This window comes from Crossiella sp. SN42 (genome assembly GCF_023897065.1).
In the GTDB taxonomy this organism is placed as follows: domain Bacteria; phylum Actinomycetota; class Actinomycetes; order Mycobacteriales; family Pseudonocardiaceae; genus Crossiella.
In genome coordinates this window covers 61,229-74,595 of record NZ_JAMHIV010000006.1, presented here as the reverse complement: position 1 = coordinate 74,595, position 13,367 = coordinate 61,229, and the positions used below count along the sequence as shown (strand labels likewise).

19 protein-coding genes are annotated in these 13,367 nt (G+C 69.1%); 5 read left to right on the top strand and 14 right to left on the bottom strand.

Translation table 11 applies throughout. The features are described from left to right. The first annotated feature begins 98 nt into the window (after positions 1 to 98). Positions 99 to 431 (top strand): hypothetical protein, encoded by a 333-nt coding sequence (locus M8C13_RS08960; RefSeq protein ID WP_252480034.1) that lies wholly within the window; start codon positions 99 to 101, stop codon positions 429 to 431. On the opposite strand, the gene M8C13_RS08955 is transcribed toward M8C13_RS08960, so the two are convergent. From M8C13_RS08955 to M8C13_RS08935, 5 genes are all read right to left on the bottom strand, one after another. Next, the gene (locus M8C13_RS08955; RefSeq protein ID WP_252480033.1) at positions 407 to 856 is read right to left on the bottom strand and encodes a pilus assembly protein TadG-related protein; all 450 of its coding nucleotides are present in this window, start codon (positions 854 to 856) and stop codon (positions 407 to 409) included. The genes M8C13_RS08960 and M8C13_RS08955 overlap by 25 nt on opposite strands. Further along, the gene (locus M8C13_RS08950) at positions 853 to 1,287 is read right to left on the bottom strand and encodes a TadE/TadG family type IV pilus assembly protein (protein ID WP_252480032.1); all 435 of its coding nucleotides are present in this window, start codon (positions 1,285 to 1,287) and stop codon (positions 853 to 855) included. The genes M8C13_RS08955 and M8C13_RS08950 overlap by 4 nt, the downstream gene beginning before the upstream one ends. A 131-nt stretch (positions 1,288 to 1,418) precedes the next feature. Then, positions 1,419 to 2,273, bottom strand: coding sequence for a hypothetical protein (locus M8C13_RS08945; protein WP_252480031.1), 855 nt, complete (start codon positions 2,271 to 2,273; stop codon positions 1,419 to 1,421). 48 nt (positions 2,274 to 2,321) lie between these two features. Continuing rightward, on the bottom strand, positions 2,322 to 2,777 hold the full coding sequence (locus tag M8C13_RS08940) for a TadE/TadG family type IV pilus assembly protein (RefSeq protein WP_252480030.1): 456 nt from the start codon (positions 2,775 to 2,777) through the stop codon (positions 2,322 to 2,324). 6 nt (positions 2,778 to 2,783) lie between these two features. Continuing rightward, positions 2,784 to 2,969: a hypothetical protein gene (locus M8C13_RS08935; RefSeq protein ID WP_252480029.1), complete on the bottom strand. Its 186-nt coding sequence runs from the start codon at positions 2,967 to 2,969 to the stop codon at positions 2,784 to 2,786. Between the two features lie 176 nt (positions 2,970 to 3,145). On the opposite strand from M8C13_RS08935, the gene M8C13_RS08930 reads away from it, so the two are divergent. Both M8C13_RS08930 and M8C13_RS08925 read left to right on the top strand, forming a co-directional pair. After that, a complete protein-coding gene (locus tag M8C13_RS08930; RefSeq protein ID WP_252480028.1) occupies positions 3,146 to 3,358 on the top strand; it encodes a hypothetical protein in 213 nt (70 codons plus the stop codon). Between the two features lie 12 nt (positions 3,359 to 3,370). Next, positions 3,371 to 3,697: a hypothetical protein gene (locus M8C13_RS08925; protein WP_252480027.1), complete on the top strand. Its 327-nt coding sequence runs from the start codon at positions 3,371 to 3,373 to the stop codon at positions 3,695 to 3,697. A 61-nt stretch (positions 3,698 to 3,758) separates the two neighbouring features. Here the strand turns inward: M8C13_RS08925 and M8C13_RS08920 are convergent, their stop codons facing one another. From M8C13_RS08920 to M8C13_RS08890, 7 genes are read right to left on the bottom strand one after another with little or no spacing between them, the layout of a single operon-like run. Then, positions 3,759 to 4,646 carry a type II secretion system F family protein gene (locus tag M8C13_RS08920; protein ID WP_252480026.1) on the bottom strand — a complete coding sequence of 296 codons (888 nt, stop codon included), beginning with the start codon at positions 4,644 to 4,646 and terminating at the stop codon, positions 3,759 to 3,761. Then, positions 4,643 to 5,527, bottom strand: coding sequence for a type II secretion system F family protein (locus M8C13_RS08915; RefSeq protein WP_252480025.1), 885 nt, complete (start codon positions 5,525 to 5,527; stop codon positions 4,643 to 4,645). The genes M8C13_RS08920 and M8C13_RS08915 overlap by 4 nt, the downstream gene beginning before the upstream one ends. Continuing rightward, positions 5,524 to 6,957: a CpaF family protein gene (locus M8C13_RS08910; protein ID WP_252480024.1), complete on the bottom strand. Its 1,434-nt coding sequence runs from the start codon at positions 6,955 to 6,957 to the stop codon at positions 5,524 to 5,526. Before M8C13_RS08910 ends, M8C13_RS08915 begins: the two co-directional genes overlap by 4 nt. After that, positions 6,954 to 7,781, bottom strand: a complete 828-nt coding sequence (locus M8C13_RS08905) for a chromosome partitioning protein (RefSeq protein WP_252480023.1) — start codon at positions 7,779 to 7,781, stop codon at positions 6,954 to 6,956. Before M8C13_RS08905 ends, M8C13_RS08910 begins: the two co-directional genes overlap by 4 nt. Continuing rightward, positions 7,781 to 8,473 carry an SAF domain-containing protein gene (locus tag M8C13_RS08900; RefSeq protein ID WP_252480022.1) on the bottom strand — a complete coding sequence of 231 codons (693 nt, stop codon included), beginning with the start codon at positions 8,471 to 8,473 and terminating at the stop codon, positions 7,781 to 7,783. Before M8C13_RS08900 ends, M8C13_RS08905 begins: the two co-directional genes overlap by 1 nt. 51 nt (positions 8,474 to 8,524) lie before the next feature. Further along, positions 8,525 to 9,388 carry a hypothetical protein gene (locus M8C13_RS08895; protein WP_252480021.1) on the bottom strand — a complete coding sequence of 288 codons (864 nt, stop codon included), beginning with the start codon at positions 9,386 to 9,388 and terminating at the stop codon, positions 8,525 to 8,527. Further along, positions 9,382 to 9,951: a hypothetical protein gene (locus M8C13_RS08890; RefSeq protein ID WP_252480020.1), complete on the bottom strand. Its 570-nt coding sequence runs from the start codon at positions 9,949 to 9,951 to the stop codon at positions 9,382 to 9,384. The genes M8C13_RS08895 and M8C13_RS08890 overlap by 7 nt, the downstream gene beginning before the upstream one ends. 265 nt (positions 9,952 to 10,216) lie before the next feature. Between M8C13_RS08890 and M8C13_RS08885 the strand changes: the two genes are divergently transcribed. Beyond that, on the top strand, positions 10,217 to 10,834 hold the full coding sequence (locus M8C13_RS08885) for a prepilin peptidase (RefSeq protein WP_252480019.1): 618 nt from the start codon (positions 10,217 to 10,219) through the stop codon (positions 10,832 to 10,834). A gap of 696 nt (positions 10,835 to 11,530) precedes the next feature. Continuing rightward, positions 11,531 to 12,124 (top strand): hypothetical protein, encoded by a 594-nt coding sequence (locus M8C13_RS08880; RefSeq protein WP_252480018.1) that lies wholly within the window; start codon positions 11,531 to 11,533, stop codon positions 12,122 to 12,124. A 43-nt stretch (positions 12,125 to 12,167) separates the two neighbouring features. Here the strand turns inward: M8C13_RS08880 and M8C13_RS45745 are convergent, their stop codons facing one another. Together M8C13_RS45745 and M8C13_RS08875 are read right to left on the bottom strand one after the other, a co-directional pair. Next, the gene (locus tag M8C13_RS45745; RefSeq protein WP_374213041.1) at positions 12,168 to 12,482 is read right to left on the bottom strand and encodes a winged helix-turn-helix transcriptional regulator; all 315 of its coding nucleotides are present in this window, start codon (positions 12,480 to 12,482) and stop codon (positions 12,168 to 12,170) included. Positions 12,483 to 12,561: 79 nt separating this feature from the next. Continuing rightward, entirely contained in the window at positions 12,562 to 13,104 is a 543-nt protein-coding gene (locus tag M8C13_RS08875; protein ID WP_252480017.1) for a GGDEF domain-containing protein, read from the bottom strand. Between the last annotated feature and the right edge of the window lie 263 nt (positions 13,105 to 13,367).

The window sequence follows — 13,367 nt, the reverse complement described above, 5'->3', positions numbered from 1 at the left end:
CTCAGCGTTGCACTGACCGGCGCCAGCCCGCGGTCAGAGTCGAGGTCGGTCGCTGCGGACCCGGACGGCTGCGGCGCAGCGGCAGTGACGACAGCACGTTGACGCTTGGTGCGGCTCGGTTTCCGACCGTCGAGCCATCGGCGGAGCTCGGCTGCCGGCACGTCGGTGAACTTCGCCAGCTCGTCGACGCCGATGACGTCCTGGGCAGCGGCGAGGACCTCGCCGAGTTCTCGTTCGAGATCGACGCGTTGCTGGCTGACAGCGTGGTGCCGCCGCGCCAGCTCGCCGGCCTGTTTGGCCGTGTCCGCTCGGCGTCGTTGTGCGCGATGCGTCGTTCGATCTCCTCAGGCGTGGTCATCTCGGTCTCCTGTTGTGGACGGGCGGTTCTAATCCGGGTGTGGAGTGGTCAGGGATCGCCCTCGGTGCGCTGAGGTTCGGCTTGTCCGGTGGCGGTGAGGGTGAGGCTGGTGATGCCGATCAGGTGCAGCAGCTGGGTGCGCTGGCGGGCGGTTACCGTGACGGTGACGGTGGTGCCGTCCACGACGATCCTGTCCGCGGTGGCACCGGCGGCGGTGAGGTAGGCGCGGGCGGCGGTGCGGGCTTGGGGTGCTACCAGGCGCAGGGTGCCGTCGGCGCGGTAGGCGGCCAGGTCGATTTGCTGGGCGCCGGCGCGGGCTGCTTCCTGGGCGTGGCCGAGTGCTCGGATCTTGGCGGCCAGGGCGAGGCCGCCGTCGAGAACCAGTCCGGCGAAGAGCAGGACCGCGGTGACCAGCACGACCAGGAAGGCGGTGACGCTGCCGGTGTCGTTGCTGCCGAGGCGGTTGCTGGTGGGTTGGTGGGTGGCCGAGGTGGTCACGGCGTGCCTCCTGTGGTGATGCCGCGGTGGGTGTCCAGGGGCGAGGAGGAACTCGCGGTGACCACGTGGGTGCCGGGGACGCCGAGCATCGTCAGCTGGGACACATCCACTCGGCAGGTGAGCGTGACGTTCACCGCCCCGCCCGGCCGGAACTGCCCGGTGCCGGCGGTCACGGCCAGCGAACGGCAGTTGATGCCAGCGGAGGCGAGTGCCGCTTCGGCGGTGCCCCGGGCGCTCGCGGTGGCCTGGCTTGGCTCGCGGGTCAGGGTGGCGGCGCGGGCGGCCTGGTGGGCGGCGTCGTTGAGGCGCAACGAGATGTGGGCCAGCTTGCCGCAGAAGACCACGAACAGCAGCACGAGGATCAACAACGGCGTGAGCAGGACCAGCTCGGCGGCAGCCGAGCCGCGCTCGCTCGTCGTTAGGGCGCACAAACGTTGCCAATGCAAGAAACTCTGCGCGTCGCTGGGAACGCTTGCGATCTCCGGGGTGCCGATGGGGGCGCGGTTGGCTGCGGCCGGGTGGTGTGTGTGGCGTGGTGGAGGGCGCATCCTGGCTCCGGTGGTTAGCGGTGCCCGGTGGCGCGCGGGCAGGTGGTGAGCAGGTGGGTCAGCGGGTCGGCGTGCAGGAGGTCGCGGGCGGCGCTGACGTAGGCCTCGACGCTTTCGCGCATTTCGGTGGCTTCGGCCGTGGTGGCGGTCATCGAGGGCAGGTGGGACCCGGCGATGACCGCGTGGTCGTGGGCCAGCGTGTCGATCCGGTGGCGGGTCTCGCGCCATCGAGTGGCCAAGTTGACCGTGTGGCGAAGTTCGTCGAGGACTCGGTCGGCTCGGCGGTCGATCGTGGCCACGGCCTGCCGTACGGCGCGCAGGTGCTCGTCCCGCTCAGGTTCCCGGCTTGCGGCTTGCAGGACCTTCCGCACGTTTCGGCTCTGGTACAGGCAGCGCACCGTGTCCCATGCCAGTGTGTGAACCCGCCGTCGTTGGTCGGCGTCGAGCACCTCTGTCGGAGCGTTGCGGTGCAACTGCCCGACCGCGGTGATGATTCCCTTGGTCAGCGCGGCGATCGAGGGCGGCAGGGTGGTCAGCGAGCAGGTGCAGTACCACAGCTCACCGATGTCCTGCTCCTGACAGTTCCCGTGATCGATCTCGATCAACAGTTCCGAACTGGTGGGCCGGTTGCTTGCCCACCAGACGATCACGTGGGCGAGCAGGCCGAGTGCGAGGCAGAGCAGGAAGAACCCGGGTGCCAGAAGCAGTCCGACGACCGTCACCGCTGCGCAGCCCGCCAGCGCCTCGCCGGGAAACGGCTCGCGGTGGCCATGGCGGCTGCGCCGACGGAGTCGGGCGCGGTCCACGTGTGGATTCCACAGGCGAAGACCATCACCATCCTGGCAAGTGCTGACCACCCGATTGCTCATCGCGTTGACTCGCATTCTCCTGCTGGGGCAAGGACATCTCGTCGTTGGTCAGGTGCCGGTGGTGATGCGTTCGACCGGTCCGGCGGCTTCGGCGTGGACCGGGAGCCGCAGGAAGGGCACGACCGGGGTCGCGATCCCGGAGATGCTCACCGTGGCCTGCCCGGTTCCGCGGTGCGCGCTGATGCGGTGGCTGCGTAAGGGGCCGGTGCCGATGGCCTGCAGAACCTGGTGCGCGCGTGCGGTTCCCGCGCTCGCACTGCCGTGGAGAACGCGGGTGGCGGCCAGGGCTTGGGCAGCTGCCGCTTGCGCGATGTGGGTTGCGTGCGCCCACAAGGTGAACTGGGCGATCAGCATGATCAGCACGAGCAGCAAGGGGATGGCCACCACAATCTCGGCGCTGGCTGCGCCGGACTGATCCCGGCGCAGCCGCCACAAGGCCTTCTTGGTCTGACGGGGACGGTCGGTCTGCGGTGTCGCGCGGTCGGTTGTGGTCGGGAGAATCATGTTGTCCTACAACGTGATTCCGTTGGCCTTGGCCATGACCTTGCGCACGATGATCGCCAGCACCACGATCGCCGCGGCGACCATGACCGCTGTGACGAGCACGGCTTCGGTGGAGTAGCCCCGCTCATCGGCGCGGAGGTCGTGCAACCGGGCGCGGACGTAGGCCAGGAGGAGTGTGATCTCGATGAACATGTCGTTTCTCCCTTGATGAGGTGTGGATGGGGTGGTGTGTTGGTACTCCCGCGAGTTCCGTAGGGCGTCGGTTTGGTGGCTGGCCTTGAGGTGCAGGTCAGCGTGGGTTCGCTCGATGGCGTGAAGTTCTTGACCTCTGGTCACGATTCCTGAAGCCATCCGCGAGATTTCGATCGTTGGTCGTTCTCGACGATGTGGAGCTCCTGGTGTCGCTTGCCCGCCAGCTCCATTCGGGAGGACCGAATCCTGCACGAAGCGATCGCGACAAGGGCGACGCACGCCGGCTGGGTGACCTGTTCGGTCTCACCGTTGGCGGCGCCCTCCGCTACACCGCCACCGTCGAACACCCCGACCTCACCAACCAGCCACACCCTCGACGCGACACCTGACACGATCAACCCGTGACCAACGAAACCCGCCTGCTTCGGCGAATTCGCCGCGACTTCCCGGCCGCCGGCTCGGCGGAAGAGATCCACCGTCAGCTCGCCGAGCTTCGACACGACAGCGACGACATGCTCGGCAGCGAGCGCGTTCAAGCGGCGATCGTCTTGCTCGCCGCAGGGGACCTCGCGCGATTCCGACAAGCGGTCACCTTGAGCAGGACCGACTGGCGGGACGTGCTGATCGCCGCCGGCCTCGCCAACACCGACTGGGCAACCCAGCTTGACCAGGTACTCGGCCCCGCCGACTCCAGTTCGGCAACCGAAGCACCAGAATCGCCTCATTGAGGAACACCTCCCTTCAGTTCCGGTCAATCGACCCTTCGGAATTCGTGAACTGGCGGATTTTTCACAGACCTCCCAGGATCTGTGCCAGGGCCGGGTAGCCGATGAGGGCGAGGAAGGCGGCGAAGAGCAGCACCACCGGCAGCGTCATGCGTTCGGTGGCCGCCAGCGCGCGGCCTTCGGCGTCGGCGAGTTCGCGGGTGTGGACCGCGGCGGCCTTGGCCGTCAGGCTGGCGCGGACCCGGGCTCCTTCGGCGCCGGCCAGGGTGAGCACCGCGCCCAGTTCGACGAGCTCGTCGATGTCGAGTTCGGCGCCGAGTTTGCCGAGGGCGCGCCACGGGGTGGTGCGGGTCAGCCGGGCGGTGTCCAGGGCGTGGCGGATCCGGTGGAACGGCCAGCCTTGGCCGATGTCGACTGCGTCGGTCAGCGCGCTGTCGATCCCAGCGCCTCCGGCGAGCAGGATGCGCAGCAGGTTCAGGTAGGCGGCCAGCGCGTGCCGGAAGGAGTCCCGGCGCAGGCTTGCCGTGTGGTGGACGTTGTGCTCGGCGAGTGCGACGGCACCGGCGGCCAGCACAAGACCGGTGACGGCGGGAATCTCCCACTCAAGCTCCAGCCCTACCGCTGCCAGGGCCGCGTAGACCAGGACGGGGGCGAGCAGGCCGGTCAGGGCCATCAGCGCGGTGGTGACCACGTGGACCTCGACGCTGGTGCCGATGACCTCCAGGTATCGGCGCGTGCGGAGTGTGGGCCAGCCCAGGGCAGGCAGGCCGCGCCGGGCGGCGCGCACCACCGCGGCGCCGAGTCCGCCTCGCGTGTCGGTGCGTGGGGTGTCGGGGACGGTGGTGAGCTCCTCCAGCACCCTCGACAGTGGCGGGCGCGGCGGGAACAGGCCGACGACGAGCATCCACAGCCCGAGCCCGACGCCGGCACCGGCGGTCACCAGCAGCGTCATGACCGCACCTCCCCCAACTCCGCACGCACCATGGGTCTGGCCGGCTGCAGGAGGAACCTGTCGGGTTCCCGGTCGCGGGCGATGCGTCCGAGCCAGGTCACCGCGAGTGCGAGCAGGGCGCCGATGGCGGCGAGCACGCCCTGGCCGGCGGTGGTGTCAAACGGGGTGAGGAACTCGCGGTTGAACACCACCAGACCGGTGGTGAAGGCCAGCGTGGTGGCCAGGATGACCCGCACGCTGGTCCGGGTACGGGCCCGTCCGGCTTCCACCCGCAGCCGCAGCGCGGCCTGGGCGCGGGCCTCGGTGGCAAGTTCGCCGAGCAGGTCGGCCAGGTCGCGGGCGGGGTGGTCTGAGGCGAGGTGGAGCGCGGCTACGACGAGGTCGGCGGTGGGATCGGCCAAGCCGTCGGCGAGAGCGGCCAGCGCGACGGGAAGCCGCTGCCCCCGCCGGAGCGCGGTGGCCAGGGCGGTGATCTCGGGGCGGATCGGGCGGGGTGCGATCGGCGCGGCGGCCAGGATCGCCTGCTCCAGTCCGGCCGCGGCGCTGAGGGTGTCGCGCAGCATCTCCGTCCAGGACGCGATGGCCTCGATCCGGGCCACACGGCGACGCTGCGCGCGGGGCGGGGCGAAGTGGCGGGGCAGCAGCGCGAGGGCGAGCGTGGCCAGGACGGCGCCGACCGGCCAGCCGGTGGCCACCCCGACCAGCACGCCCGAGGCGGTCGCGGCGGCCCAGCGGACGGTGTCGGCGCGGGACCACGTCACGGTGCGCCTGCGGGGGGACGTGCGCGGAGGCTGGGGCTCTGCGGTGCGCCAGCGGTGTGCGAGCAGCAGCAGTCCGGCGGCGAACCCGGCGCCGAGCGTGGCCAGTACCAGGGTGTTCACGCCTGCCACCACCCCTCGGGCCGTTCGCTCAGCGCGGGGTCGAACCCGTGGGCGGCAAGACGTTCCAGCGTGTCGGCGCGCAGCGGCGCGCCCGGCACTGCGCGAGTGTCGGGGCCGGGGCGGTAGATCTCGTTGGAGATCATCTGCCGGCCGTCGGCGCCAACGACCTCGCGTACGGAGGTCACGACCCGCCCGCCGGGCCTGCCGCGGGGGTGATCCAGGTGCACCACGAAGTTGACCGCGGAGGCCACGAGGAGGTTAGTGGCCTCGATCGGCAGCCGCTCCTCACCCTGGACGGCATAGGCGGCCAGCTTGGTGAAGGCACCGTGGCTGCTGGCGGCGTGCAGGGTGCCCATGGAGCCGTTGTTGCCGGTGGACATGGCGTTGGTGAGCGGGATGACCTCCGGTCCGCGGACCTCGCCGACGATGATCCGGTCCGGGGACAACCGCAGCGCCTCCCACACCAGCTCGGAGAGGGTGAGCCTGCCCTGGCCTTCGATGTTGGCCTCGCGGGCCTGCATCGCGACCACGTCCGGATGCGCCTGCGGGTCGTGGCCGAGGCCCAGTTCCAAGACGTCTTCGATGGTGATCAGCCGTTCCCACGGCGGGATCACCGAGGCCAGGGCGCGCAGGAGGGTGGTCTTGCCGATCGCGGTGGCGCCGGTGATGAGCAGGTTGAAGCGGGCGCGCACCATCGCCGCGAGCAGCGACTCCAGGCCGCGGTCGAGGGTGCCCAGAGCCCGGAGTTCGGCCAGGGTGACCCTGCGGTGGCGGTGACGCCGGATCGACACGGTCGGCCGGGCAGTTACGGCCATGACCGCCGAGACCCGTTCCCCGCTAGGCAGCTGGAAGTTGGTGATGGGCTTGGCGCGGTCGAAGCGCCGCTCCTCCAGTCCAGAGCGGGCAGCCAGCTCGCGCACCAGGTCGATGAGGTCGGCGTCGGTGGCGGCCACCGGGGGCATCCGGGCGCGGCGGCCGTCGGCGTAGTGGACGAAGACGGCGTCGGCGCCGTTGATGTTGATGGTCTCGATGTCCGGATCGGCCAGCAGCGGTTCCAGGCCGGCCAGGCCTAGGTACTCATCCAGCACCGAGGCGATGACGCGCTGCTCGACCTCCGGGGCCAGCAAGAGTCCGCCGGGGGTGGCCAGTTCGGTTCGGGCGTGGGCCTCGGCGGCTTCTTGCAGGATCTGCTGGGCCAGCTGCCGCCGCCTGGCCCCGGACATCGAGTGTCGGTCCGCGTCCTGGGCCAAGACCTGGTCCGGCAGCCGCGCGGCGAGGTCGGTGCAGAGCTGATCGCGCAGGCGCGCCTTCGCCGCGGACTCACCCGGCGGGCGGAAGGGCACCTCGCTCGGCCCCGGCGGTTCGCTTCGCGGCGCGGCCGTCGCGGTGGTGACCGGGACGCTGCCGTTGCGGGAATGCTCGACGTTCATGGCGCCGCTCCCGGGTGGTGACGAGCCGGATGTGCCGGGACGCCGATCGTGGCGGTGGAGCGCGGTCGCGGCGGCAACGACTGGGGCGCGGCACCAACCGGCGCCCGGTCGCGGACCTCGGTGGTCACCAGCATCGCGATCCGAGAGGCCGCCTGCCCCAACAGCGACCGTGCGGGGCAGGCCCCAGCCTCGATCGCTCCATTGAGGACGGAGGCGCCCTTGTCGTCGTGCGGGACGGTGGCCAGAACCGGAATCCCGAGCGTCGCGCGCACGTGCTCGGGTCGGTAGCCCGGCCCGAGCAGGATCAGCCGCGGTCGCGGGGACCAGCGGGAGACCACCGGCAACATCAGCGCCAGGCGCGCCAGCTCAGCACTGCTGGGCCGGGCCAGCAGCACCATCACGTCGGCGGCGCGCAGGATCGGCAGGGTCACCGAGCCTGGCTCGACCCGCCCGCAGTCGACGATCACCACGGCTGCCGGTTGGGCCGCTGCACGGCGCAACAGGATCGCACCGCGGTCGGCCACCACGTGCAGTGCGGCGCTGGCCTGTTCAGCCGTGGGCGGGGCGAGCACGACCGGCAGGCCACCGGGAAACCGGTGGGCGTGCCGGTGCAGCAGGGCGGGATCGTCAGTGCGGCGCAGGGCGGCGGCCACGCCGACCAGCCCCGGGGTCGTGGCGAGCTGGAACCGCGCTGCCAGGTCCCCGCCAGCTGGGTCGGCTTCCACGACGATCGGTTCGGCGCCTGCGGGCCACAACGCGCCCAGCGCCAACGCCAGTGTGGTGACCCCGGGTGATGCCTTCAACGAGCAGACCGCGATCAGCATCAGCGACCACCTCCGGCGACAGCGACCACGGCCAGTTGGCCGGCCGGAACGGCGGCGACGGCACGGGCGTCGGCTTCGGCCAGGTGCAGGGAGACCACCGTGGTCTGCTCGCTTTCCCGGACCGCGACCCCGCCCACCACCGCGCTCCACGACGCACTCGGCGCGGTGGCGGTTGCTCCCTGTCCTTGGGGGGCGGTGGCCAGGACGAGGACCGTGGCGCCGGTGGTGAGTTCCGGTGGGAACTGGCCCGGCTTCAACGCGATGGCGGCGATCGCCGTGCCGTGCGGCGGGACCCGTGGCGTGCCCAGCAGGGCGCGGGTCAACCAGGTCCCGGCGGGCAGGGTGAACGCGACGGGCTGCCCGAGGACGGTGGAGGTGTCGGAGGCGGCCAGCAGTGGATGCCCGGGCTCTGCTCCGACGTCGACCTGCTGTAGGTCGTGCTCGGTGAGAACGTGGCCCACCTGCACCGGCCGGGCCAGCGCCAGGACCGTTTCCCGGGCACCGAGCCGTGTTGCGGCGACGACGCCTCCGGCCGTGCAGGCCACGACGAGCAGGATGCCCAGCACCAGGTGCGGAAGGCGGTGTCGGCGTGTCTTGCCCCGCAGGCGGGACACCGGGGCGCCGGTCGGTTGATCGCCGAGGGCCGCTGCGGTGCCGCGGGGAGGCTGGGGATGGGGAGTGGGCCTGTTCACGCGGCGCTCCTTGGTGGCTGTGGACCCCTGCTGGCGCTGGGGCGGGCGGGGTCAGCGAACGGACAGGGAATGGGCCTCCTCCACCGGCACCGTCACCGAGGCGGCGGTTGTCAGATCGGGCAGGCTGCCGCTTTCCCCTCCGCCGGACCAGGTGATTCGCCACCGGATGGTCGCGCTCACCGGATACCCGCGGCCACGAGAGGCCGCGCGGTAGGTGTGGCCGCAGTCCGGTGACGCGGCGGCCGGTTTGTCCTTACCGGAGAACGGGGTTCCCGGTCCGGCGCAGCCGATGGTGGTTCCGTCACCGGTGGAGAAGGACAGCGCGTTCGGCATGGCGATCGCGGTCACCGACAGGGCCGGCACACCCGCGGTCGCCGAGACCGGGTGCCAGTTCGCCCGCTCGGTCCAGAGCCAGGTCGGCAGGTTGACCAGCTGGGTTGCGCTGGGGCTGGAGGAGATCACCGGACGCGGCGGCCGTAACCGCGACCGCGCCTGGACCGCCAGCTCACGAGGCGACGGCGGAGGCGGGAGGACTCCGGGGGCCAGCAGCACCCAGCCTGGGGCCTGGCCCTCGCACTGCTTGAGGTAGTAGCGGGACCCGGGTGCCAAGGGGCTGCCGGCCGGCTCGTTGGGGCGGAAGGCCAACGAGTTCAGCGTTGCCGGATCCTCCACCGGCGTGTAGGAGCAGATCGGCTTCCCATCGCCCGCTGGGGCGGCCGGGCGAGATCCGGCGCCAGTGGCCGAGTTCTGCGAGTTCTGTCCGGCGAGCACTTCGCATTCGGGGCTATTCCCCTGGCCGCAGCCGACGTGAGACCACACACCGCCTGGGGCCGGAGCCGCCTGCGCGGTGACGGGCAGCAGCACCGCCACGATGGCCGTGGTCGCGGTCGCGGAGACGAGCCTCGAGGTCAGCATGATCCGACCGCCAACATCGCGAAGTCGGTGACCAGCCACCGGTCGCCGACGAGCTTGAGCCGGGCCTGGATCTTGCGTCGCCCGCCGTTGGAGTCCGGCACTCGCGCACCAGCTCGGGTGTACTTCGCGGTCTCCCCGTCGTCCCCGCAGTCGGCGACCCGGGCCTCTCGAGGATCCTGCGGCGGAGTGAGTTCGGTGATCGTGGGCGCGGTTTTCACCGCACCACGGGTGACCACGCCGTTGTCGTTGTCGATCCGCAGGCCGCGGGTGATCTTGTCCAGGGCGAAGTCCGTGGCGTGCCGGGACAGCGCCGGAGCGGTGGGGTCCGAGCTCTCCGCGGCCGCGCTCATCGCTGACCACATGCCGTTGTAGGCGGCCAGAACCTGTTGCTGCGCCGAGGATCCGGACGGCATCGGGCGGGTCACCTCGGCCGTCGAGGTGCTGCGGGGCGCGCTCCGGCTCGTGACCTGTTGGTCGCACCCGGCGACGGTGCCGACGCTCACCGCGGTGGCGAGCAGGGCTACCGCGTACCTCGTGGGCGAGTAGCGGTGCTGGATACGCATGAGAACCTCCACGACGAACTCCGGAAATCATGTCGAGTCGGTTCTACAACCGTGGGACCACACTTGCGCAAACGCACGTATGGAGTTCCGAGACAGCATTCACACCATTGAGCTACCCCGCACGCCTGCGAAAAAGAACTGGATCATTCACGCCAGTAACGTGGTCACATACACACAATCCGCCAGGGCACGGCGGTGGCGTTCACCTCTAGAAGATCAACCACCGACTCAGCGGTAATCGATCTTTCATACAGTGGGAGGAGCCATGACCGGATTCCTCATCGCGGCCTGGGCCGGGCTGGGCGGTGCGGCGGGTGCCGCACTGGCTGCTGGCCTGTCCTGGCCGGTCAGGGCAGCGGTCGGGATGTGTTCCACGCTAGTGTTCGCGGCCCTGGCCTGGCGCTTCGACGCGCATCCCGTGCTGGTCGCGTTCAGCTGCTTCACCGCGGTGGGCGTCGTGTTGGCCGCGACGGACCTCACGCAGCGGCGCCTGCCGAACTGCCTGATCCTGCCCAGCTACCCGGCGTTGGTGATCGCGCTGGGACTGGCTGCGGCGTCGATGCGGGACTACCAGTCGCTGCTGCGCGCGGTGCTGGTCAGCGTGGCCGCGGTCGGACTGCACCTGGTGCTCTACCTCGGCCTTCCAGGCCAACTCGGCGGTGGCGATGTCAAGTTGGCGGGGTTGTGCGGGCTCACGGTGGGCTGGGTGAGCTGGGCGGCGGCCGGCACGGCACTGCTGCTCAGCTACGTCTCGGCCGCGGCGGCGCTGCTCGTGCTGAACGCCCTCGCCTGCCGCCGTGGACGTCACCGACGCGGTGATCTTCCTCTCGGACCGTTCCTGATCTGCTCGACTCTGGCCATCGTGCTGACTGGCAGTGCCTGACCATGTGACCTGCCGATCCGATGCGTTGCACATGAAAGGGCGGGCCGACCACCAAGGGGGTTGAGGTGGTCGGCCCGCTGCACGAGCTCCGCTCGTGCGATGAGGAAAGCTAAAACGTGTCGCAATGTCTCCCGGTGCGCGCCAGGAAACCAGCGATCACCCAACCGCCACTCACAAGCTGACGCACATGAATGACTGGTTCTCTTGGATGCGGCTGGGTGGCCTGTTCGGCCCACACGACGGTGCCTCGCGAAAGGATCTTGTAGGGACGCGTGGAGTAGATGTCTCCCGGGGCTCGATAGACCTCCGTTGTGTTAATGGTCCGGTACTCACAGGTGACAACTTGCCGAACGGCTACAACCTCTCCGCGGACACCAGGGTTGCTGACTGCTCCGCCGAGAACGCTCACTACCACGACTACGGCCATGCGCTTTGCGACTGCGTGCATAGTTCACTCCAGATGGATTTGGGAACCCGACCGACGTTCCGTCATCCCCTGTTTACGACATGCACCTCTACTTGCCGCAACGCAAGTATGGACTCGCGTTTGTGCAAGCATGATGAGTTTCCCTCGTTCGTGAACCTCCGAAAGAATGAATCAGCCCATACTTGCAACAACGCTAGTCAGACTTGCGATCCCGCAAGCATGAAGACGCCAGCTATACCTGAAGAAGGAACCTACCTTGGGAGAATCCCATGTTGATTCGACGCCAGCAGAGACTGACACTTCTGTTGTGCCCTGCGGTGCTGCTCGCGGGCTGCGGATCACGCGAGCAACATCAGCCCCCTCCCCCTGCGCCCACGTCCACATCCGCCGAAGAGTCAGACCTCACGGTTCGAGCTTCCAGGGCACCAGTCACCACCTCGCCGAATGGCGGCAGCAGCAGCGAAGCGGCGCGTCGAGCTTTGGACGCCTACAGGGGTATGTGGCACGAACTGACTGCGGCCGCCGCCAGCGCGAACCACCACTCGACTGGACTCTCCGTACACACTTCAGGCCAGGCTCTGACAGATATTCGCGGCCTGCTGTACACCGATTCCATTGCTGGCAATATCACCCTTGGACTACCGGTCCTCGCGCCACGAGTCAAAGAAGTTCGCATTCCGGAGGTTCCGATAGAGGTGGACATCATTGATTGCGTCGATGTCAGTCGCTGGCGTAAGCACAAAGCGCGTGGCGGTCTCGCCGACCCGACGGCCACTCATCGGATTGCGGAAGCGACTGCGCGCAACAACGACGGCAAGTGGAAGGTGATATCGTTCTCGCTGCGTGAAGTCACAGCGTGCTGAGAAATGTACAGCTCAACATCCTTGCACACTTTCAGATGACGGATCATTGACCAGCCTCACGCAGGACTCGAACAACACGCTTCCCGAAATCGGTTAGCCGGTACTCCACACTTGGCTGATATCCTCCGGACAGCTGACGCCGCTCTAGCACGTCGCACTGGACAAGATTCGCCAGGTTTCGAGAAAGGGTGCTGTGGTGCAGCATGCATCCCGACATCAGGGGACCGTTCTCGATTTCTGATTTCAGCCTCGAGTACAGCAGCGGCCCGTTCATGAGCGCCCGCACGATCGCAAGCGTCCATTCCCCTCGAACTACATGCGCCACGCGTTGAACCGCCGTCCAGTCAATTTCTGTCATCATTGCTCTTTCTCCCCTGCTCCGGCCGCACACAGCTCTCCCCTGAGTGCGCGCCGCGTCCCCTTTACCTGACTCGCTACTACAAAGGCCCAGGTTCCTCTCGCCACTGACGTAACTGCGCCCCGAGAAAGACGAGACAAGTCCGATCCTCATCCATTCCCTTCGCCTCAAGGAGCGCAGCGTCGGCGTGGCCCATCGCTTCGTCAATCCCGCGGACATCCCCATATCCCGCCGGCAGAAAAGCGGCGCCGATTGCCGCAGTCACATTCGAGATCCGCGCCGTGGGCTGGCCCGGCAGGCCAGGTGTGAGCACGACCAGTTCCCGTACTGCCCCCGCCAACTCGTGGGTCACCGCGATCGCCTCGTGCGGATCAGCCACGGAGCACAGGGCCACGAACTCGTCCCCTCCATACCGAGCGAGCGCATCTTCTTGTCCCACAACGGTTCTCAGCGTGCTCGCGACCGCGCGGAGCACCGCGTCGCCAGCACGGTGGCCGAAGGTGTCGTTGACCGCCTTGAAGTTGTCGAGGTCAAGCAGCAGTAGGACCGCGCCCCGGCGCGCGGACGCATCGCGGAGGACGCCTGGAGCCTCCGCCGCCCATTGCCACCGATCCGGGAGCAACGTGACGTAGTCCGGCCGCCAGGCCCCGGGGGTATACCCGCAAACCGAACAGCAGCCGCCGGGCGGATCCGTGGTCCAAGCGCCCGGCGCTTCAGCAGAAGTCCGCGCACCCAGGGGCGGCCGACCGGGTTCGACCTCCGCCAGCTCTCCACCGCCAGGGGACGACATGTGAAGCGCCCGCTCGTCGCGTCCGTCGACTGGGTGAGATTGCGCGACCTGCGCGCCCGAAATCGGGACAGATCGGGTGGTGGCGGACATATCCT